This window comes from Allobosea sp. 47.2.35, assembly GCF_024655635.1.
GTDB lineage: Bacteria > Pseudomonadota > Alphaproteobacteria > Rhizobiales > Beijerinckiaceae > Allobosea.
In genome coordinates, this window is the sequence record NZ_JANLGI010000015.1 from 82766 (window position 1) to 100761 (window position 17996).

Annotated in this window: 20 protein-coding genes; 11 read left to right on the forward strand and 9 right to left on the reverse strand. The window is 65.9% G+C overall.

Annotated features, from left to right (window positions below; translation table 11 throughout):
• Window positions 1-28: 28 nt before the first annotated feature.
• The gene (locus NUV79_RS18095; RefSeq protein WP_257734494.1) at window positions 29-742 is read left to right on the forward strand and encodes an AzlC family ABC transporter permease; all 714 of its coding nucleotides are present in this window, start codon (window positions 29-31) and stop codon (window positions 740-742) included.
• Window positions 739-1038, forward strand: a complete 300-nt coding sequence (locus tag NUV79_RS18100; RefSeq protein WP_257734495.1) for an AzlD family protein — start codon at window positions 739-741, stop codon at window positions 1036-1038. Before NUV79_RS18095 ends, NUV79_RS18100 begins: the two co-directional genes overlap by 4 nt.
• Window positions 1039-1234: 196 nt before the next feature.
• Here the strand turns inward: NUV79_RS18100 and NUV79_RS18105 are convergent, their stop codons facing one another.
• Window positions 1235-3070 (reverse strand): aminopeptidase P family protein, encoded by a 1836-nt coding sequence (locus NUV79_RS18105; protein WP_257734496.1) that lies wholly within the window; start codon window positions 3068-3070, stop codon window positions 1235-1237.
• Window positions 3071-3367: 297 nt separating this feature from the next.
• On the opposite strand from NUV79_RS18105, the gene NUV79_RS18110 reads away from it, so the two are divergent.
• Together NUV79_RS18110 and NUV79_RS18115 are read left to right on the forward strand one after the other, a co-directional pair.
• A complete protein-coding gene (locus NUV79_RS18110) occupies window positions 3368-3610 on the forward strand; it encodes a hypothetical protein (RefSeq protein WP_257734497.1) in 243 nt (80 codons plus the stop codon).
• Between the two features lie 56 nt (window positions 3611-3666).
• Complete coding sequence (locus NUV79_RS18115; protein WP_257734498.1) at window positions 3667-3795, forward strand: hypothetical protein; 129 nt, start codon at window positions 3667-3669, stop codon at window positions 3793-3795.
• A gap of 45 nt (window positions 3796-3840) precedes the next feature.
• Here the strand turns inward: NUV79_RS18115 and NUV79_RS18120 are convergent, their stop codons facing one another.
• On the reverse strand, window positions 3841-4788 hold the full coding sequence (locus NUV79_RS18120) for a 50S ribosomal protein L11 methyltransferase (protein ID WP_257734499.1): 948 nt from the start codon (window positions 4786-4788) through the stop codon (window positions 3841-3843).
• Window positions 4789-4909: 121 nt separating this feature from the next.
• Here NUV79_RS18120 and NUV79_RS18125 point away from each other — a divergent pair, with 121 nt between their 5' ends.
• Window positions 4910-5302, forward strand: coding sequence for a VOC family protein (locus NUV79_RS18125; RefSeq protein ID WP_257734500.1), 393 nt, complete (start codon window positions 4910-4912; stop codon window positions 5300-5302).
• A 12-nt stretch (window positions 5303-5314) separates the two neighbouring features.
• Here NUV79_RS18125 and NUV79_RS18130 read toward each other — a convergent pair whose 3' ends face one another.
• Entirely contained in the window at window positions 5315-6070 is a 756-nt protein-coding gene (locus NUV79_RS18130; protein WP_257734501.1) for an SDR family oxidoreductase, read from the reverse strand.
• Between the two features lie 102 nt (window positions 6071-6172).
• Here NUV79_RS18130 and NUV79_RS18135 point away from each other — a divergent pair, with 102 nt between their 5' ends.
• On the forward strand, window positions 6173-6592 hold the full coding sequence (locus NUV79_RS18135) for a winged helix-turn-helix transcriptional regulator (RefSeq protein WP_374679296.1): 420 nt from the start codon (window positions 6173-6175) through the stop codon (window positions 6590-6592).
• Between the two features lie 4 nt (window positions 6593-6596).
• Here the strand turns inward: NUV79_RS18135 and NUV79_RS18140 are convergent, their stop codons facing one another.
• Genes NUV79_RS18140 through NUV79_RS18155 form a run of 4 tightly spaced genes read right to left on the reverse strand, consistent with a single transcriptional unit; the run spans window position 6597 to window position 10366 of the window.
• Window positions 6597-7019, reverse strand: coding sequence for a GNAT family N-acetyltransferase (locus tag NUV79_RS18140; RefSeq protein ID WP_257734502.1), 423 nt, complete (start codon window positions 7017-7019; stop codon window positions 6597-6599).
• 42 nt (window positions 7020-7061) lie between these two features.
• A complete protein-coding gene (locus tag NUV79_RS18145; RefSeq protein WP_257734503.1) occupies window positions 7062-7349 on the reverse strand; it encodes a type II toxin-antitoxin system HicB family antitoxin in 288 nt (95 codons plus the stop codon).
• A complete protein-coding gene (locus NUV79_RS18150) occupies window positions 7350-7985 on the reverse strand; it encodes a hypothetical protein (protein WP_257734504.1) in 636 nt (211 codons plus the stop codon).
• Window positions 7986-7990: 5 nt separating this feature from the next.
• Window positions 7991-10366 (reverse strand): ATP-dependent helicase, encoded by a 2376-nt coding sequence (locus NUV79_RS18155; RefSeq protein WP_257734505.1) that lies wholly within the window; start codon window positions 10364-10366, stop codon window positions 7991-7993.
• A gap of 115 nt (window positions 10367-10481) precedes the next feature.
• Between NUV79_RS18155 and NUV79_RS18160 the strand changes: the two genes are divergently transcribed.
• Window positions 10482-12128, forward strand: a complete 1647-nt coding sequence (locus NUV79_RS18160) for an acyl-CoA dehydrogenase family protein (protein ID WP_257734506.1) — start codon at window positions 10482-10484, stop codon at window positions 12126-12128.
• Window positions 12129-12217: 89 nt separating this feature from the next.
• Here the strand turns inward: NUV79_RS18160 and msrB are convergent, their stop codons facing one another.
• Window positions 12218-12649 carry a peptide-methionine (R)-S-oxide reductase MsrB gene (gene msrB / locus NUV79_RS18165; protein ID WP_257734507.1) on the reverse strand — a complete coding sequence of 144 codons (432 nt, stop codon included), beginning with the start codon at window positions 12647-12649 and terminating at the stop codon, window positions 12218-12220.
• Between the two features lie 239 nt (window positions 12650-12888).
• Here msrB and NUV79_RS18170 point away from each other — a divergent pair, with 239 nt between their 5' ends.
• The 3 genes from NUV79_RS18170 to NUV79_RS18180 all read left to right on the forward strand — a co-directional run bounded on the left by NUV79_RS18170 (window position 12889) and on the right by NUV79_RS18180 (window position 15662).
• Window positions 12889-14112: a BtaA family protein gene (locus NUV79_RS18170; RefSeq protein ID WP_257734508.1), complete on the forward strand. Its 1224-nt coding sequence runs from the start codon at window positions 12889-12891 to the stop codon at window positions 14110-14112.
• Complete coding sequence (locus NUV79_RS18175; RefSeq protein WP_257734509.1) at window positions 14109-14792, forward strand: class I SAM-dependent methyltransferase; 684 nt, start codon at window positions 14109-14111, stop codon at window positions 14790-14792. The genes NUV79_RS18170 and NUV79_RS18175 overlap by 4 nt, the downstream gene beginning before the upstream one ends.
• A 72-nt stretch (window positions 14793-14864) precedes the next feature.
• A complete protein-coding gene (locus NUV79_RS18180) occupies window positions 14865-15662 on the forward strand; it encodes a potassium channel family protein (protein WP_257734510.1) in 798 nt (265 codons plus the stop codon).
• Window positions 15663-15674: 12 nt separating this feature from the next.
• On the opposite strand, the gene NUV79_RS18185 is transcribed toward NUV79_RS18180, so the two are convergent.
• Window positions 15675-16247, reverse strand: a complete 573-nt coding sequence (locus NUV79_RS18185; RefSeq protein ID WP_257734511.1) for a thioesterase family protein — start codon at window positions 16245-16247, stop codon at window positions 15675-15677.
• A gap of 202 nt (window positions 16248-16449) precedes the next feature.
• Here NUV79_RS18185 and NUV79_RS18190 point away from each other — a divergent pair, with 202 nt between their 5' ends.
• Window positions 16450-17889 (forward strand): FAD-binding oxidoreductase, encoded by a 1440-nt coding sequence (locus NUV79_RS18190; protein ID WP_257734512.1) that lies wholly within the window; start codon window positions 16450-16452, stop codon window positions 17887-17889.
• The last annotated feature ends 107 nt before the right edge of the window (window positions 17890-17996 follow it).

Here is a 17996-nt window from a genome sequence, read left to right on the forward strand (position 1 = left end):
CAATAATCTCCAAGAGAACCGACAATCCATGTCCACGATGCGTGACGACATCAGGCGCGGCCTGAGCGATATCTGGCCGGCCGCGGTGGCTGCGGCGCCGATCGGCCTGCTCTTCGGTGCGGTCGCGGCCAGCAAGGGGCTCTCGCCCTTCGAAGTCTTCCTGATGAGCATCATGGTCTTCGCCGGCGGGGCGCAGTTCGCCGCGATCGAGCTCTGGGCGAGCCCGGCGCCGGTGGCCGCGCTGGTGTTCTCGACGCTGCTGATCAATGCGCGCCATGTGCTGATGGGCGCCTCGCTTGCGCCGAAGCTGCAGGGCTTCAGCCGCTGGCAGAAATTCCTCGGCCTCTACTACATGGCCGACGAGAACTGGGCGCTGGCCGAGAAACGCGCCCGCACCCACCGCCTGACGCCGGCCTACTGGTTCGCGATGGTCATCCCCTTCGTCTCGGGCTGGCTGATCAACTCGACGCTCGGCGCGATGATCGGCGCCGTGCTGGGCGATCCCAAGCGGCTCGGTGCCGATTTCGCCTTCACGGCGCTGTTCATCGCCCTCGTCGCCGCCTTCTGGAAGGGCCGGGTGACGTTCTGGACCGTGGCGGCGGCCGGCATCGCCTCGGCGTTGACCTATCGGCTGGCCGGGCCGCCCTGGCATGTCGCGGCGGGGGCCTTGTGCGGGTTGCTGGCGGCATGGCTCGCGGCAGGTAGTGAAGAACAGCCGGTCACCGAGGAGGCAAAGGCGTGAGCGTCGATCCGATCAACCTCCTCGCCTTCCTCGGTATGGCGATCGTGACTTATTTCACGCGCGTCGCCGGGCTGGCATTGGCCGGGCGGCTCAGCCTCTCGCCGCGGGCGCAGGCCGCCTTCGACGCGATCCCGCCTGCCGTGCTGATCGCGGTGATCGCGCCGAGCGCGCTCGCGACCGGCTGGGCCGAGACGGCGGCGGCGGCAATCACGGCGCTTGCGGCGACACGATTGCCCTTGCTGGGCGTGGTCGCGGTCGGGGTTATCGCGGTCGTCGGGTTCAGGATGGTGATGTGACCACATCTGTCCCGGCCTTGATGGGAGGGGCGCGGGGAACCCTCTCCCGGAGGGAGAGGGCAGGGTTAGGGGTAGGCCCCTCACCGTATTTCTGTGAGATGGTCGCTGCGTGGCGGTGAGGCAAAGTTCCGCTGGTCCAAGGGCCTACACCTCACCCCTGCCCCTCTCCTTACAGGAGAGGGGTTCCCCGCGTTCTTCACAGCGGCCGGCAGGCCGCTTCCAGCCAGACCTTCGCCTCGCCCTCGACCTGCGGCGCGAGCTTGTCCCAGACCTTGGCGTGATAGGCGTCGATCCAGGCGATCTCGCCGGCGTCGAGCATGTCCTTCTCGATCAGGGCGCGCTCATAGGGGCACCAGGTGATCGTCTCGAAGCCGTAGATCGTGCGCTCGGCTCCGGGGATCTGGCGCTCCTCGACCACGATCAGGTTCTCGATGCGGATGCCGTATTCGCCCTGCTTGTAATAACCGGGCTCGTTGGAGAGGATCATACCCGGCTCCAGCGGTGTGGTGCCGAGCTTCGAGAGCCGCTGCGGCCCCTCATGCACCGAGAGATAGCTGCCGACGCCATGGCCGGTGCCGTGGTCGAAGTCGAAGCCGCCCTGCCAGAGCGGCAAGCGCGCGAAGGCATCGAGCTGTGCGCCCGAGGTGCCTTTGACGAAGACCAGCCGCGAGATCGCGAGATGGCCTTTGAGCACGCGGGTATAGCGATCGCGCATCTCGGCTGTCGGTGTGCCGATCACCATGGTGCGTGTGATGTCGGTGGTGCCGTCCTCGTACTGGCCGCCTGAATCGACCAGGAAGATGCCGGGCTCCAGCTTGCGGTTGGTCGCTTCGCTGACGCGGTAATGCGGCAATGCCGCATTGGGGCCGGCGCCGGCGATGGTGGTGAAGGAGACGTCCTTGAGCAGGCCGGTCTTGAGCCGCTCGGCCTCCAGCGCGGCGACAGCGTCGATCTCGGTCAGGCCGCCCTTCGGCGCCTCGCGCGCCAGCCAGGAGAGGTAACGCACCATGACGGCGCCGTCACGCAGATGGGCATTGCGGGCGCCGTCCAGCTCGGCCGCATTCTTGCGCGCCTTCATCAGAGCGATCGGGTCGGTGCCGGCATCGGGCGTGCCGCCGGCCTCGCTGATCAGGGTCGCGAGCGCGGAGGCGGCGGTCGTGGCGTCGAGCCGGACCTTGGCCTTGGCCGCGCCGAGCTTGGCGATCTGCTTGTCGAGATCGGCTGGAGGGGCGATCTCGCCGACGGCGCCGATCGCATCGCCCGCCTCGTTGGTGATCTTCTCCGGTGCGAGGAAGACGGTCGGCCGGCCCTTGCGCGGGACGATGGCATAGCCGAGCGGCAATGGCGTGTGCTCGACATCGCCGCCACGGATGTTGAAGACCCAGGCCAGCGCATGCGGATCGGAGACGACGAGCGCATCAACCTTGGCCTCGGCAAGCGCTTTCTGGATGCGGGCGAGCTTCGAGACGCTGTCCTCGCCGGCAAAGGCGGCCGGGTGTGCCTTGACCGGCGCGGTCGGCGGCGCCGGACGGTCGCTCCAGAGCGCGTCGATCGGGTTGGCCTTGAGGGCAATAAGGCTGCCGCCGGCCGCGGCCGCAGCCTTTTCGAGCCGGGCGAGTCCATCCACCGTATGCAGCCAGGGATCGTAGCCGAGCTTGCCGCCGGCCGGCAGGTTCTGCTCGACCCAGCGCTCCAGCGGCGTCTCTTCCATGCGGACCGGCGTGACGATCGCGGTGTCGGTCTGCTCGGCCGACTGGATGGTGTAGCGGCCATCGACGATCAGCGCGGCCTTGTCGGCCAGCACCACAGCATTGCCGGCCGAGCCGGTGAAGCCGGTCAGCCAGGCGAGGCGGGCCATATGGGCGGGGACGTACTCACCCTGATGTTCGTCGGCACGCGGGATCACGAAGCCGTCGAGCCCTTGCGTGGCAAGCGCCTTGCGCAGGGCGGCGACGCGGCCGGCCACCAGCCGGGGATCGCTCGGTTCGGAAAAGGACTGGAAACGGCAGGTCGGCAGGGTCGAATCGATCATGGCAAGGTCCGGCTTAGGTCGCGGCATCGTCGCCTCGCACCGCTGAAAGCGCCAGCGCAAATGCGTCGGCGGGGCACTGCCCGTTCCGTGGGACGGCGCTGCCTCAGCGCTTCGCATTGTGCTGTCTGGTTATGCAATCTGCGCAAACATTAATGGATATGGACCAATCGCATGCGTTTTTTGCATATCTTGCATATGCGAACATATCTTCTCGCAAGTGCGAAATGACCCCACCTTAGTCGCATAAGAGAACGAGGAAGCGACCGGGACTGTCCTTCGTTTTTCGGAGATAGACCCATGACCTACGTGTTGAACAATGCCGACGTGCTGCCCGTACCGGGCCGGAGCCATGGCGAAACCCGCGCCAGCAAGCCGGGCCTGATGCAGCGCTTCTATGCCGCGCTCGTCGTGAGCCGCGCGCGCTCCGCAGCCCGCGAACTGCGCGCCCGCAACCTCCTCGTCAACGAGGCAGAACTCGTGCTGGGCGGCTTCCCGTCCGCGACGCTGTCGAGCGACGTCTCGCTGCCTTTCAACCGCTGAATTCACGCCGCCGCGGCTCTGAGCCGCGCAGCCGACAACCTACAAGGACCTTCATCATGATCGCCATCATCAAGCACATCTACGAACAGATCGCGGATGCCGCGAAGTTCACCGCCGCCGTCTGGCACGATGCCCGCAGCCTGCAGGCTGATGCCGAGAAGAAGTACGGTTATATCGGCTTCTGAGCTGAACGAGTAACGGCCTCGCGCTTCCCTCGGGAGCGCCGGAGGTCAGGCAAGGCGGCGCAGCCTCGGGGCTGCGCCGCCTTTTTTCATGACCAGCGTGGCCCAGCCTTCGCGCAGCGAATGGCTCGCGAGATAGACGCCCTGGTGCCGGTAGGCCGAGACGACGCCGGGCACATCCATCGCCAGCAGGCCCGACAGGATCAGCGTGCCGTTCGACGAGAGCACGCGGGCGATCGACGGGGCGAGCCGCTTCAGCGGGCCGGCCAGGATATTGGCGAAGACGAAGTCGAAATGGCCGGGGCGCCAGGCCTTGGCATGGCGCAGGCCGGGCGCGACATAGAGATCGAGCGCGTTCGGGGCATGGTTGAGCCGGGCGTTATGAGCGGAGACCTCGACCGCGACCGCGTCGATATCACCGGCGACGACCTTGCGCTTGATCTGCTTGGCGAGCGCCAGCCCGAGAATGCCGGTGCCGGTGCCGATATCGATGCCGTTGCGCGGGCGGCGCTTCTTCAGTTCGGCATCGAGCGCGAGCAGGCAGCCGGCGGTAGTGCCGTGATGGCCGGTGCCGAAGGCGAGCGCGGCCTCGATCTCGATGGCGACATCGTTGGTACGGACGACATGCCGGTCATGCGCGCCATGGACGAGGACCCGACCAGCACGGACCGGCTTCAGCCCGTCGAGGCTGTTGGCGACCCAGTCCTTGGTGTTGACGGTGGTGAAGGGCGTGTTGTCGACGAGCTCGCCGACGATCGGGCGCAGCAGGTCGCGCACTGCTTCTTCGTCGGGCGGGTTGGCGAAATAGATCTCGACCTTCCACGGAATATTCATCGAGAGCGTGGTGATCCCGTCCTCGACCTCGAAGGCGGAGATCGCCGTCTCGGTGGGATCGAAGATCTCGCCGAGCAATTCGGTGAGGGCCCGGGCCTGTTCGCCCGAGGTGGAGAGTTCGAGGACGGTCGCGACCGTCGCTGGCAGGAGGCCTTCACGCATGCGCTGGCCTTAGCAGCGTGCGGCGGGGTTGTCATGCGATCGCTGCGCTTCCGGGCGGTGCACCTTGCGGTAGGGTGCGAGACATTCCCAAGCTGCCAAAGCTGGAAGCAGGAGGTCCCGCATGTTCTCCCATATCAGCGTCGGAACGAATGCCTTCGAGCGAGCAGAGGCTTTCTATGGCGCGCTCTGCGGCGCATTGGGGCTGAAGCTGCGCTTCCGTGATCCGGAAGCCGCCGCTGCCGCCTGGCAGCCGACGGATTCCGACCGGCCCCTGCTGTTCCTGACCCGCCCTTTCGATGGGCAAGCCGCCGCGCCTGGGAACGGCCACATGGTGGCCTTCCTGGCCGAAAGCCGGGCGACCGTCGACAGCTGCCACGCGATCGCGCTGGCCCATGGTGGGATCTGCGAAGGGCCGCCGGGCCTGCGGCCACATTATCACGCGCATTATTACGGGGCCTATTTTCGCGACCCCGACGGCAACAAGGTTTGCGTCTGCTGCCATCGGGCGGAGTAATACCCTCTTTCGTCAACCGTGCTGCGCGTTGAGCCCGGCAAAGACCTGCGCAAAGCTGCCAGTCGCCTCGGCGAAGCGCAGCGGCTTGCAGCGCTCGACGATAATCTCGGCGGCCTCGGGCTGGGTTTCGAGGATCGTCATCACCTCGTTGGTGAAATCGGCGAGCGGCATCGCGGCCGGATCGACCGCCTGATGCGGGCCGAGCAGCTCGGTCTGCACATAGGGCGGGGCGATCTCGATGACCTCGACCGATGTGTTCTTGAGCTGCTCGCGCAGGCCGATCGACCAGGAATGGATCGCGGCCTTGGTCGCGCTATAGGTCGGGGTCGCCGCCAGCGGCACGAAGGCGAGGCCGGAGGAGACGGTCAGGACCGTGGCGTGCGGCTGCTTCAGGAGATGCGGCAGCAGCGCGGTGGTCAGGCGGATCGGCCCGAGCAGGTTGGTCGCGATCGTCTCCTCGGCGATGGCGAGATTGTCGGCAGCCGGGACATTCTCCGGCTTCATGATGCCGGCATTGTTGATGACGGCATTCAGGTTTGGGAAGCGCGCGACGGCCTGTCGGGCGAAGGCCGCGATATCGGCCTCGTCCTGGATGTCGAGCAGCATCGATTCCATGCCGGGATTGGCCGCGGTGACCGCATCGAGCACGGCTTCGCGGCGCCCGGCGATGACGATCTTGTTGCCCTTGGCGTGCAGCCCCTCGGCCAGCGCCCGGCCGATGCCCGAGCCGCCGCCGGTGATGAGGATGGTGTTTCCGGAAATCTTCATGGCAAAGCCCTCTCGTGGTTGCACGAGACGAGATGGCGCCCATACTCTTCAAAGGAAAGAAGGCGCTTGAGAGTGCCATACGTACCAAAAGGAGAGTGTCGGATGCAGGCGATCCGGATTGCCATGGCGGCGATGCATCAGCGCAGCGAAGCGATCCCGCCGGTCAGCCCCGCGGTGGAATCGCTGGTCCGTCAGGTCATCGCGCAGATCGCCGACAAATGGACGATGCTGGTTCTGGAAGCGCTGGAGGAGCATGGCACGCTGCGCTTCACCGAGGTTGGGCGTATCGTCGGCGGCATCAGCCAGAAGATGCTGACCAAGACACTGCGCGAGATGGAGCGCGACGGGCTGGTGACCCGCACGGTCCATCCGGTGATCCCGCCGCATGTCGACTACACGCTGACCGAGTTGGGCCGCGAGCTCAGCGCCGCTTTCTGCGGGGTTTGGACCTGGGCCGAGACCTATTACGCCGAGGTTTCGGCGGCGCGGAAAGCCTTCCGTGAGCGGGAAGGCGGCGCCTGACCGCTCACAAGTCCTTGGTCAGGTAGATCCGGGTCGCGCCGGGCGGCTTCGGGGCGATCTCGCCGAAAACCTGCCAGCCGAGCTTCTTGTAGAATTCCGGTGCCTGGAAGCTGATGGTGAAGAGCACGGCCTTGCTGCAGCCGCGCCGGCGCCCTTCCTCCTCGGCCATGGCAAGGATGCGGCTGCCGATGCCGGTGCCGCGCAGGCTTTTCGGCAAGTAGACGGTGTCGATGAAGAGCAGGCCGAGCGAGGTGCGCCCCGCGAGCCCGCCGATCGGCTCGCCCGTTTCCGGGTCGCTGATGCGAATCTGCAATTCTTGGCGATCGTGCCGGCCGATCGTCGCGTCGTTATAGTCTTTCAGGCCTTCGCCGAGCAGCTTGCGAAAGGCGTCGTCTTCGGCGTCGGTGAGGGTGATCTCGGGAGGCATGGTCGGTCGTATCGTTGGAGCGGCGGCAGGGATGCGCTGCTTCTACTCCGCCGCCGGCTGCAACGATAGGCCGGGTGCCGGGATCAAGGCGATGGCATGCGCCGCCATGTCCGCAGAGGTCTCGGGATCACTGCGCAATTCGCTGGGAGTGCGAGCGTGGGGTGCCGGGCCGCCTTGGGCTTCGATCCAGAGTGCCACTGCCTCGGGAGCGTTGAGCAAGGCTTCATCCAGCGTATCGCCGGCCGCGAAGCAGCCGGGCAGATCGGGAAACCAGACGCCGACGGCATGGTCGGGGCCTGCATCCTCGATGATGGCGACGTAATGGGTCATTTAATTGTTGAACAGTTCGGGGAATTCCCCTGCATTTCCCATGCGAAGTTTCTCCAAAAGTACGTCAGCGCGCCTGCCTTCCTCATGGGTCGCCAAGTCGAGATATATATTTTCTCCGACAGAATTTTTTGCAAAGATGATCCAGTCTCCAGTCATGCGGCGGGCCGCTGACCGATCTTCTAGGCCACCTATTACAATGCGGTGTGCGATGGCTCCTGGCCAAATTGATGGTTGCTCACCGCAATCCTTCATGGCTTCTGTGATCATGTTATTTAGATCGGCGTTTCCGTTGCGCCCGAGGTTCCAGCGTTCGCCAAAATTGCGAATGATATGCCTCGATGAGTAGAAGTGCTTATGCCACAGTCCCTTAAGCGCGCCTCTTTTAAAGATCGTTGCCGCTTTTGTGATCCCCGGCGGGCGTAGCCCTTCCAGCGAGTCTATCTCGTCGAAAACATCCCTGGCTTCGCCGTAAACTTTCTCCAAGTTAGCTAAACGTAGGCAGAACGCTAGGCTCAGGCGGCTCCAATACGGCGCGTCGTTTGCGATGTAGCGTTTGATCGTATCGATCTCACAAACATCGAGACTAAATTGAACCATGTCGGATTGCTGCTCGGGCGATCCGACATCATCCGACATTTTGTTCACCCGGCCTTCTGCACGAAGCTATCCAGCACCATCTTCCGGCCGGCCTTGTCGAAATCGACCGTCAGCTTGTTGCCGTCGACGCTGGCGACCGAGCCGGGGCCGAACTTGACGTGGAAGACGCGGGCGCCCTCGCCATAGGCGGATTCGCCTGAGGATTTCGCCGTCAGCTCGCCCTCGATTAGGAGCGGGCCACGCTGGCGGGAGGAGCCGCCGAAATTGCCCTGGCCGAAGCCACGGCCGCCTTCGGAGAAGCCACCGCCGCTGTTTTTCGCCCGGTTCTCCTGCGCGCGCTGCCAGCCCGGCGTGTTGTAGGTCGAGCCGAAGCTTTCCATCCGGTCGAAGCGCGAGGCGCCGTAGCCGCCCTGCGAGTAGCTGGTCGGGGCCTGCTCGACCTCGACATGCTCCTCCGGCAATTCGTCGATGAAGCGGGAGGGCAGGCTGGTCTGCCAGAGGCCGTGAATGCGCCGGTTCGAGGCGAAATAGAGCTTCAGCTTCTTGCGGGCGCGGGTGAGGCCGACATGGGCGAGCCGGCGCTCTTCCTCAAGGCCTGCGCGGCCGCTTTCGTCGAGGGCGCGCTGGTTCGGGAACAGGCCTTCCTCCCAGCCGGGCAGGAAGACCGTGTCGAATTCGAGCCCCTTGGCGGCGTGCAGCGTCATGATCGAGACGCGGGCCTCGGCCTCGCCATCGGCGACATCCATCACCAGCGAGACGTGTTCGAGGAAGGCCGGCAGGTCGGGGAATTCGTCGAGCGAGCGGACCAGTTCCTTGAGGTTTTCGAGGCGCCCGGCGGCATCGGCCGAGCGATCCTTCTTCCACATCTCGGTGTAGCCGGATTCCTCCAGCACCAGCTCGGCCAACTCGCCCTGAGGCATGTGCTCGGCGCGTTTCGACCAGCGGCCGAAGGCCTCGACCAGCTCGCGCAGGGCCGTGCGGGCCTTGGGTTTCAACTCGTCGCTCTCGACCGCGGCGCGAGCCGACTGCATCAGCGAGAAGCCGGTGGCGCGGGCGTGATTGTGGAGGAGCTGGACGGTGGCGTCGCCAAGGCCGCGCTTGGGCACGTTGACGATGCGCTCGAAGGCGAGATCGTCTGTCGGCGACACCACGCAGCGCAGATAGGCGAGCGCATCGCGGATTTCGGCGCGCTCGTAGAAGCGCGGGCCGCCGATGACGCGATAGGGCACGCCGGCCTGGACGAAGCGCTCTTCGATCTCGCGCATCTGGGCGGAGATGCGCACGAGCACCGCGACTTCGGCGAGATTGTATTTCTTCGCCTGCATCGCCTCGATCTCGTCGGAGATCAGGCGGGCCTCCTCCTGGCTGTCCCAGGCGCCGGTGATGGTGACCTTCTCGCCGAGCGCGTCCTCGGTGCGCAGCGTCTTGCCGAGGCGGCCCTCGTTGCGGGCGATCAGCTTCGAGGCGGTGGCGAGGATATGGCCGGTCGAGCGGTAGTTGCGCTCCAGCCGGATCACGGTCGCGCCGGGAAAATCGTGCTCGAAGCGCAGGATGTTGTCGACCTCGGCGCCGCGCCAGCCATAGATCGATTGGTCGTCGTCGCCGACGCAGCAGATGTTGCGGCGGCCCTGGGCCAGCAGGCGCAGCCAGAGATATTGCGCGGTGTTGGTGTCCTGGTACTCGTCGACGAGGATGTAGCGGAAGCGGTCGTGATAGGTCTGGAGCACGTCCGGATAGTCGCGGAACAGCGTCAGGCAGTGCAGCAGCAGATCGCCGAAATCGACGGCGTTCAGCGCGGTCAAGCGCTCCTGATAGGCGGCGTAGAGCTTGCCGCCCTTGCCGTTGGCGAAGACGGCGGCCTCGCCATGCGGAACGTCCTTGGGCGCCAGACCGCGGTTCTTCCAGCTATCGATGAAGCCCGCCAGCATGCGGCCGGGCCAGCGCTTCTCGTCGATGCCCTCGGCCTGGATCACCTGCTTCATCAGGCGGATCTGGTCGTCGGTGTCTAGGATGGTGAAGTCGCTGCGCAGGTCGAGCAGTTCGGCATGGCGGCGCAGCAGCTTCGCGGAGATCGAATGGAAAGTGCCGAGCCAGGGCATGCCCTCGGCGACCGGGCCGACGAGATGGGCGACGCGCTCCTTCATCTCGCGCGCCGCCTTGTTGGTGAAGGTCACGGCGAGGATCTGCGAGGGATAGGCGCGGCTGGTCGAGATCAGGTGGCCGATGCGGGTGGTCAGCACGCGGGTCTTGCCGGTGCCCGCGCCGGCCAGCACGAGTACAGGACCTTCCGTCGCCTCGACCGCCTGGCGCTGCTCCGGGTTCAGCCCCGCGAGATAGCCGGCCGCCGGCTGCGCGGCTGCGCGCGCGGCGAGGCCGCCGGGGCGGGGCGGAGGAGCGGAAAAGGGGTCTGCGTCGGACAAGGGTGTGCAGTGCTCGTGCGTGATTCGTTCTCCGGCGAATATAGGGCGTCGCTGTCAGGATTGCGCCCTGCCGGAGCGATCATTTTATATCCCGTTCCACAGGGAGGTGGCAGCAATGACCGGACAGGGCGGAGCAGAGCGCTGGGAGGTCAGCAACCAGGTGCCGGTGCTGGCTGGTTACGACGCCTTCGCCGCCGATCCGGTGCTGCCCGGGATCGTCGCGGCCTTCGGCGCCGATTGGGCGCGCGAGCGACTGCATGAGGCGGGGCGGACGGTCGGTTCGGCTGATGTGCAGGAGCTGGCTTATCTCGCGAACCGCTACGCGCCCGAACTCAAGGCCTTCGACCGCTTCGGCAACCGCATCGACGAGATCGCCTTCCATCCAGCGTGGCATGAGTTGATGGGGCTCGCCATCGGGCAGGAGACGCATGCGCTCGCCTGGAACCGGCCCGAGCCCGGCGCGCAAGTGGCGCGGGCCGCCCTGCAATATCTCTGGTACGGGGCGGAGAGCGGCATCTGCTGCCCGATCAGCATGACCTATGCTGCCGTGCCCGTGCTGAAGCAGGATGCCGCGCTGTGGAGGCAGTGGGGCTCGCTCGTCACCTCCAATCGCTACGATCCGCGGCAAGGGCCGGCCCATCTCAAGACGGGCGCGACCGTCGGTACGGCGATGACGGAGACGCAAGGCGGCTCGGATCTGCGCCAGACGCAAACGGTGGCCGAAGACAATCGCGACGGGACATGGTCGCTGCACGGGCGGAAATGGTTCTTCTCGGTGCCGCATTCCGACGTCTTCCTGACGCTGGCGCGGACGGACGAGGGTATCTCCTGCTTCGTCGTGCCGGGCTGGCTGCCGGATGGAGCGCGCAACGGCGTCGCGATCCAGCGGCTCAAGGACAAGGTCGGCAACCGTTCGAATGCCTCCTCCGAGGTCGAGTTTCGGGGTGCCATCGGTCATCTCATCGGCGAGCCGGGGCGCGGTATCCGCACCGGCCTGTCGATGAATCACAATTCGCGGCTCGATATCGCGGCGGCATCGTCCGGGTTGATGCGGATGGCGGTTTCGCTCGCGGCGCATCACGCGCAGCATCGCCGCGCCTTCCAGAAGGCGCTGATCGACCAGCCGATCATGCAGAACGTGCTGGCCGATATCGCTATCGAAGCGGAGGCTGCGGCCTGGCTCGCTTTCCGGCTCTTCGCAGCGCTCGACCGGCAGGAGGCGTCGGGAAGCGAGCGTTTGCTGGCGCGGGTCGGCGCACCGATCGCGAAATACTGGATCACACGGCGTGCGCCTGCCGTCGTCACCGAGGCACTGGAATGCCATGGCGGCAACGGATTCATCGAGGAGAACCCGATGGCGCGACTCTATCGGGAGGCGCCGCTCAATGCGATCTGGGAGGGCTCGGGTAACGTCATCTGCCTCGACGTGCTGCGCTCGCTGGCGCGGGGGGAGGGGGCAGTCGACGTGCTGCGGGCGGAGCTGATGGCGGCTGCTGGCGCGGACAGGCGCTATGATGCGGCGCTGAAGCGGCTGGAGGGCGCATTGCCGGAGATGATGCGCAACGAGGGGCAGGCGCGGAGGCTGACGGAGAAACTGGCGCTGATGCTGCAAGGCTCGCTGCTGCTGCGCTTTGCGCCGGGTGCTGTGGCAGATGCGTTCATCGCGACGCGGCTGGATGGTGGCTGGTCGGGGCAGTTCGGCGATCTGCCGACGATGGTGGATGCGGCAGCGCTGGCGCGAAGGGCGGTGCCCGCTGTCTGACGCGTCTTGCCCGGGCTTGACCCGGGCATCTCTTCATCGCTTTTCCGTCACGAGATGCTCGGGTCAAGCCCGAGCATGACGGGTGTGCCTCAAGCCGCTTCCGGCTCGAAATTCATCGCCTCGCCGTTGATGCAGTAGCGCAGGCCGGTGGGAGGCGGGCCGTCCGGGAAGACATGGCCGAGATGGCCGCCGCAATTGGCGCAGTGGACCTCGACGCGGAGCATGCCGTAGCTGCGGTCCTCGGTGGTGCCGACAGAACCCTCCAACGGCTGGTCGAAGCTCGGCCAGCCGGTGCCGCTCTCGAACTTCTTGCCAGACTTGAACAGCTTCTGGTCGCAGCCGGCGCAGGAGAAGGTGCCGGCGCGCTTCTCGTAGTTCAGCGCGCAGGAGCCGGCCCGCTCGGTGCCGTGGCCGCGCAGGATGCGATACTGCTCCGGTGTCAGGCGTGCGCGCCATTCGGCGTCCGTGAGCTGGAAGGGGAAGCTCTCGTCCTGCTTCTTCTCGGCTCCGAACATGCTCATCAGACCCATCGCGATCTCCTTCCTGGCGGGAGCGCCTCATCGGCTTTCGTGCCGCCAATATGGGGCTTCGCGTGCGGAATTTCAGCCCCGCCGATCTCCGGTCGTTTCACGATGCCGTGGCAATCGCTGCAGCATCGTCACCGGACCGTCACGCGACTCCTCTAGCAGCCCGGCCACCCGCAAAGGGAGGAAAGCCGGTGACGGAACAAGCGACGCAAACGGCACGCGCGGCCCGCCGCATGACGAGTTCGGGCCTGGGACAGGCCGTCCGGCGCAGCAAGACGCTCTCCAAGGCCGGCCTGCTGGAATGGCTGTTCGCCCGCGCTTTCTCCGGGCTGGTCTATCCGCAGATCTGGGAGGATCCGGTCGTCGACATGGCGGCGCTGCAGCTCAAGGCCGGCGACCATGTCGTCGCGATCGCGTCCGGTTCCTGCAACATCCTGTCCTATCTGACGGCGGCGCCGATCAAGGTCAGCGCGGTCGATCTCAATGCTACCCATATCGCTCTGGGGCGGCTGAAGCTCGCGGCGCTGGCGCGGATGGAGAGGCAGGATGATTTCCTGCGCTTCTTCGGCCGGGCCAATGAGAACGCCAATGTCGCGCTCTACGATCGCGAGATCGCCGAGCATCTCGATGCCGTTTCGCGCGGCTATTGGGAGGGTCGGGGATTGAACGGGCGGCGCCGGATCAATCTCTTCGCGAGGGGATTCCATCGCTATGGCCTGCTCGGGCGCTTCATCGGGACCGGCCATGTGCTGGCGCGATTGCTCGGCGGCAATCCCAAGGCGATGCTGGCGGCGCGCGACCTGGCCGAGCAGCGGGCTCTCTACGACAGGCATCTCGCACCCGTCTTCGAGCGCAAGCTGGTGCGCTGGCTCGTGCGCCAGCCGGCCTCGCTCTATGGGCTCGGCATCCCTCCGGCGCAATACAAGGCGCTGGCCGCCGATGGCGAGGACGGCATCCTGGGTGCGCTGAAATTGCGGCTGGAGCGTCTCGCTTGCGATTTCGACCTGAAGGACAATTATTTCGCCCAGCAGGCGTTCGGCCGGCGTTATGGCGAAGGGCCGGATGCGGCCTTCCCGCCCTATCTCCAGAAGCAGCATTTCGCGGCGGTGAAGGAACGCGCTCCGAAGGTTTCCTATCGCCAGAGCGCGGTTACGGCCTTCCTGGAAGACCAGCCGGCGGAGAGCTGCGACGCCTATGTGCTGCTCGACGCGCAGGACTGGATGAACGATGCCGATCTGACGGCACTGTGGTCGCAGATCACGCGGACGGCCCGGCCGGGCGCGCGGGTGATCTTCCGCACCGCCGCCGATGAGCGCCTGCTGCCGGGAAGGGTGCCAGCGGCGATCCTCGACCAGTGGCACTACGAGGACGAGAAGAGCCGCGAGCTCTGCCGGCAGGATCGCTCGGCGATCTATGGCGGCTTCCATCTCTATGTCCTGAAGGGGGTGGCACAGTGAGCGCGGCCGAGGCGCCGGCCGGCTCCGCCGCCGGGCTGATGGACCGGATCTATCGGCACCAGCGCCATATCTACAATGCCAGCCGCAAATTCTATCTGCTCGGCCGCGACCAGCTCATCGATGGGTTGCAACCGCCCAAGGGCGGGAGCGTGCTGGAGATCGGCTGCGGCACCGGGCGCAATCTGATCCGGATCGCGCAGCGCTATCCGGACTGCGCCTGCCATGGACTCGACGTCTCCAGCGCGATGCTGGCGACGGCGCAGGGCTCGGTTGCGAAGGCGGGGCTACAGAGGCGGATCAGGCTCGCGCAGGCGGATGCCACCGGCTTCGATCCGCAGGCTCTGTTCGATCGCGCCGGCTTCGATCGGATCGTGATCTCCTATGCGCTTTCGATGATCCCGCCCTGGCAGGGCGTCGTCGCCGAGGCCTTGCGCCAGCTTTGCCCCGATGGCTCGCTGCATGTCGTCGATTTCGGCGATCAGGCCGGATTGCCGGCGCCGTTCAAGGTTGTGCTGCTGCGCTGGCTCGCGCTGTTCCATGTGACGCCGCGCGAGAATTTGCCTGAGGTCGTGCGGGCGATGTCTGAGGCCGCTGGGGCCGATTGCCGGGTCGGTGCGCCCTATCGCGGCTATGCGGTTCATGCGGTGGCGACGCGGCGTAGCGGCGCGCCAGGCTTTTGATCTTCCATCGGCTTCGCCCGAAAACCGCGGGCCACTTTTCGGGCCGATGCTCTAGCGCCTATGCTGGCGGCGATGGATGCCGCCGACGCCCCTTCCGATCCGAGCCGTTTCGACGCCCTGCGCGACCGGCTGCGCCAGCTCTATCACGGCCGCTCGCCGGCTGCCCTGCGTTTCCAGGCGGTGACGACGGTCATCGACCTGCTGATCATCGCCTTCTTCATCCTGACGCCCTTGCTCAGGGAGAATGCGGCCTTCCTCTGGATCGACTATTCCGTCGCGGTGATCATGATCGCCGAGATCGCGGCGCGACTGCTGGCCTCGACCAATATGCTCCGGCTGCTGCGCCAGCCGACCATGCTGCTCGATCTCTTCATTCTGCTGACGCTGCTCGCGCCGCAATGGCTGGAGAATTTCGGCTTCCTGCGCATCCTCAGGCTGTGGTCGCTGTCGCATAAGGGCATCGTCTGGGCGCAGTTCCGCGAAACGCGCTTGCGCGAATGGGAAAGCGTCGTCCGGGCGCTGAGCAATATCGCGACCTTCCTCTTCGTGGTGACCGGCTTCGTCTACACCTTCTTCTTCCGGCATGAAGGCGGGCTGGAGAGCTATGTCCAGGCGCTCTATTTCACCGTCGCGACGGTAACCACGACAGGCTTCGGCGACGTGACCCTGCCGGGCGTCGCCGGCAAGCTGACCTCGATCGTGGTGATGATCGTCGGGATCACGCTGTTCGTGCGGCTCGCGCAGGCGCTGTTCCGCCCGAACAAGGTGCTGTTTCCCTGTCCGGAATGTGCCTTGCAGCGCCATGAGCCGGATGCGGTCTATTGCAAGGCCTGCGGGCACAAGCTGAAGATCCCCGACGACGATCCCTGATACGGCCCCCGTTCAATGCCGGGTTTCGGTCGCCGTCTCGGTCTCGCGTTCCTCGGCGGTCTCGTCCACCCGGATCGCGGACTTCCGGGGCATGCCGATGATGCGGCCGATCGTGGCCGGCAGCGGCATCATGCTGTGCGCCGCCTTCATCAGGGCGATATTGGCGAGGATATCGGCCGGGAAGGGCGTGACCTTGCGATGGACCATGTCGACATGCAGCGAGAGGTTCTCGCTGGTCGCCGCGAGCCAGCCCTCGTTGGCGTGCCGCATCTCCAGGTAATAATGCAGGCGCTTGTCGTCGAAGGCGATGAGCTGCGCGGTGACGCGGACGAGATCGCCCTCGGTCAGTTCACGCTTGTAGAGGATGTGGCACTCCGCCGTGAAAGTGGAGGCATGGCGCGTCTCGACATAGTCGCGGGTCAATCCGACCAACGAGAAGACCTCGTCGACCGCGCGGTCGAACAGCACATGGTAATAAGCCATGTTGAGATGGCCGTTATAGTCGATCCATTGCGGCTCGACCCGCATCGCCGACGAGACGAAAGGCGCGAAGAACAGCGCCGGGGCGCGCGTATCGTGTTTCATGTTCGCCTCCCTGACAGGCGCCTCGTTCAAGGGCAGGCGGCATTATTGCCGCTGCCCATTCGACCGTCGCATGATCTAGTATGCATCGCTCGCAATCGGCGTCAGCATCTTGGACCGGCCAGTATGGCAGGACCATGTCGAAGCGTAACCGATTGCGAAACCGATCTGTTCCAAGTCTAAGCGCCAAAACCGGATGTTGACAATGAGCCTGCCTGCCGCCGCTCTTCATGACAGCCCTGTCCCGGCCGCAGTGCTGCCGCCCTCGCCGGAGGCGATCGCGGCAGTGACGCAAGCGCTGGCCGCCAGCTTCGGCAACCGGCTGGTCACCAGCCTCGCCGTGCGCCAGCAGCACGGCCACACGCTGACCTGGATCCCGAACCAGCCGCCGGATGCGGTGGTGTTTCCGCAGAACACCGAAGAGGTCTCGGAAATCGTGAAGCTCTGCGCCGCCCATGGCGTGCCGGTTATCGCTTTCGGTACAGGCACTTCGCTGGAAGGCCATGTGAATGCGGCCTTCGGCGGCGTCTCAATCGACATGTCGCAGATGAAGCGGATCATCGCGGTCCATGCCGAGGATCTCGATGTCGTGGTCGAGGCCGGCGTCACCCGCAAGGAGCTCAACGAGCATCTGCGCGACCAGGGCCTGATGTTCCCGATCGATCCCGGCGCCGACGCCTCGCTCGGCGGCATGGCGGCGACGCGGGCCTCGGGTACCAATGCTGTCCGCTATGGGACGATGAAAGACAATGTGCTCGCGCTGACCGCGGTGATGGCCGACGGCTCGATCGTCAGGACCTCGACGCGGGCTCGCAAGACCTCGGCCGGCTATGATCTCACCCGCCTGCTCGTCGGCTCGGAAGGCACGCTCGGCATCATCACCGAGGTGACGCTGAAACTGCATGGCATCCCGGAGGCGGTTTCCGCCGGCGTCTGCCCTTTCCCTTCGGTGAAAGCCGCCTGCGACGCGACGATCCTGACGATCCAGACCGGTTTGCCGGTGGCGCGCATCGAGTTGCTCGACGACGTGATGATCCGCGGCGTCAACCTGCATGCCAAGCTTGGCCTGCCGGAGACGACGATGCTCTTCGTCGAGTTCCACGGCACGGAAGCCGGCGTGAAGGAGCAGTCCGAGCGTTTCGGTGAGATCGCAGCCGAGTTCGGCGGCGGCCCGTTCGAGTGGGCGACCAAGGCCGAGGACCGCTCCAAGCTCTGGCAGGCGCGCCATGACGCCTATTGGGCGGCCAAGGCGCTCCGGCCCGGCTTCGACTCGGTCGCGACCGATGTCTGCGTGCCGATCTCGCAGCTCGCCGAATGCGTCGAGGAGACCAAGCGCGACATCGAGGCCTCCGGTCTGATCGCGCCGATCGCCGGCCATGTCGGCGACGGCAATTTCCATACGCAGCCGCTGGTCGATCTCGCGGACAAGGCCGAGGTCGAGCGGGCGCAGGCCTTCATCGACCGGCTGGTGAAGCGGGCGCTCGCCATGGGCGGCACCTGCACCGGCGAGCACGGCGTCGGCCAGAAGAAGATGAAGTATCTGGAGCAGGAGCACGGGGCCGAGGCGCTCGCGGTGATGCGCACGCTGAAGCGCGCGCTCGACCCGCGCAACATCCTCAATCCCGGAAAAATCGTCGCCCTGTGACGCCGTTGCGGCTTGCGCTGCCCGTGGGGTTCGCGGAAATGTCGTGATCTCGCCGCTACTTGCGGGCAGGATGGGGGAGGCGCCGGTACCGGCCGTCATTGTGGTCG

Coding starts and splice junctions, on each gene's coding strand:
- NUV79_RS18130 (WP_257734501.1), bottom strand. CDS start 6,070: ATGAAGATTTCCGGAAACACCATCCTCATCACCGGCGGCGGCTCGGGC.
- NUV79_RS18105 (WP_257734496.1), bottom strand. CDS start 3,070: ATGATCGATTCGACCCTGCCGACCTGCCGTTTCCAGTCCTTTTCCGAA.
- NUV79_RS18170 (WP_257734508.1), top strand. CDS start 12,889: ATGACGAGTTCGGGCCTGGGACAGGCCGTCCGGCGCAGCAAGACGCTC.
- NUV79_RS18180 (WP_257734510.1), top strand. CDS start 14,865: ATGGATGCCGCCGACGCCCCTTCCGATCCGAGCCGTTTCGACGCCCTG.
- msrB (WP_257734507.1), bottom strand. CDS start 12,649: ATGAGCATGTTCGGAGCCGAGAAGAAGCAGGACGAGAGCTTCCCCTTC.
- NUV79_RS18160 (WP_257734506.1), top strand. CDS start 10,482: ATGACCGGACAGGGCGGAGCAGAGCGCTGGGAGGTCAGCAACCAGGTG.
- NUV79_RS18110 (WP_257734497.1), top strand. CDS start 3,368: ATGACCTACGTGTTGAACAATGCCGACGTGCTGCCCGTACCGGGCCGG.
- NUV79_RS18135 (WP_374679296.1), top strand. CDS start 6,173: ATGCAGGCGATCCGGATTGCCATGGCGGCGATGCATCAGCGCAGCGAA.
- NUV79_RS18115 (WP_257734498.1), top strand. CDS start 3,667: ATGATCGCCATCATCAAGCACATCTACGAACAGATCGCGGATGCCGCG.
- NUV79_RS18095 (WP_257734494.1), top strand. CDS start 29: ATGTCCACGATGCGTGACGACATCAGGCGCGGCCTGAGCGATATCTGG.
- NUV79_RS18145 (WP_257734503.1), bottom strand. CDS start 7,349: ATGACCCATTACGTCGCCATCATCGAGGATGCAGGCCCCGACCATGCC.
- NUV79_RS18125 (WP_257734500.1), top strand. CDS start 4,910: ATGTTCTCCCATATCAGCGTCGGAACGAATGCCTTCGAGCGAGCAGAG.
- NUV79_RS18190 (WP_257734512.1), top strand. CDS start 16,450: ATGAGCCTGCCTGCCGCCGCTCTTCATGACAGCCCTGTCCCGGCCGCA.
- NUV79_RS18120 (WP_257734499.1), bottom strand. CDS start 4,788: ATGCGTGAAGGCCTCCTGCCAGCGACGGTCGCGACCGTCCTCGAACTC.
- NUV79_RS18185 (WP_257734511.1), bottom strand. CDS start 16,247: ATGAAACACGATACGCGCGCCCCGGCGCTGTTCTTCGCGCCTTTCGTC.
- NUV79_RS18140 (WP_257734502.1), bottom strand. CDS start 7,019: ATGCCTCCCGAGATCACCCTCACCGACGCCGAAGACGACGCCTTTCGC.
- NUV79_RS18150 (WP_257734504.1), bottom strand. CDS start 7,985: ATGTCGGATGATGTCGGATCGCCCGAGCAGCAATCCGACATGGTTCAA.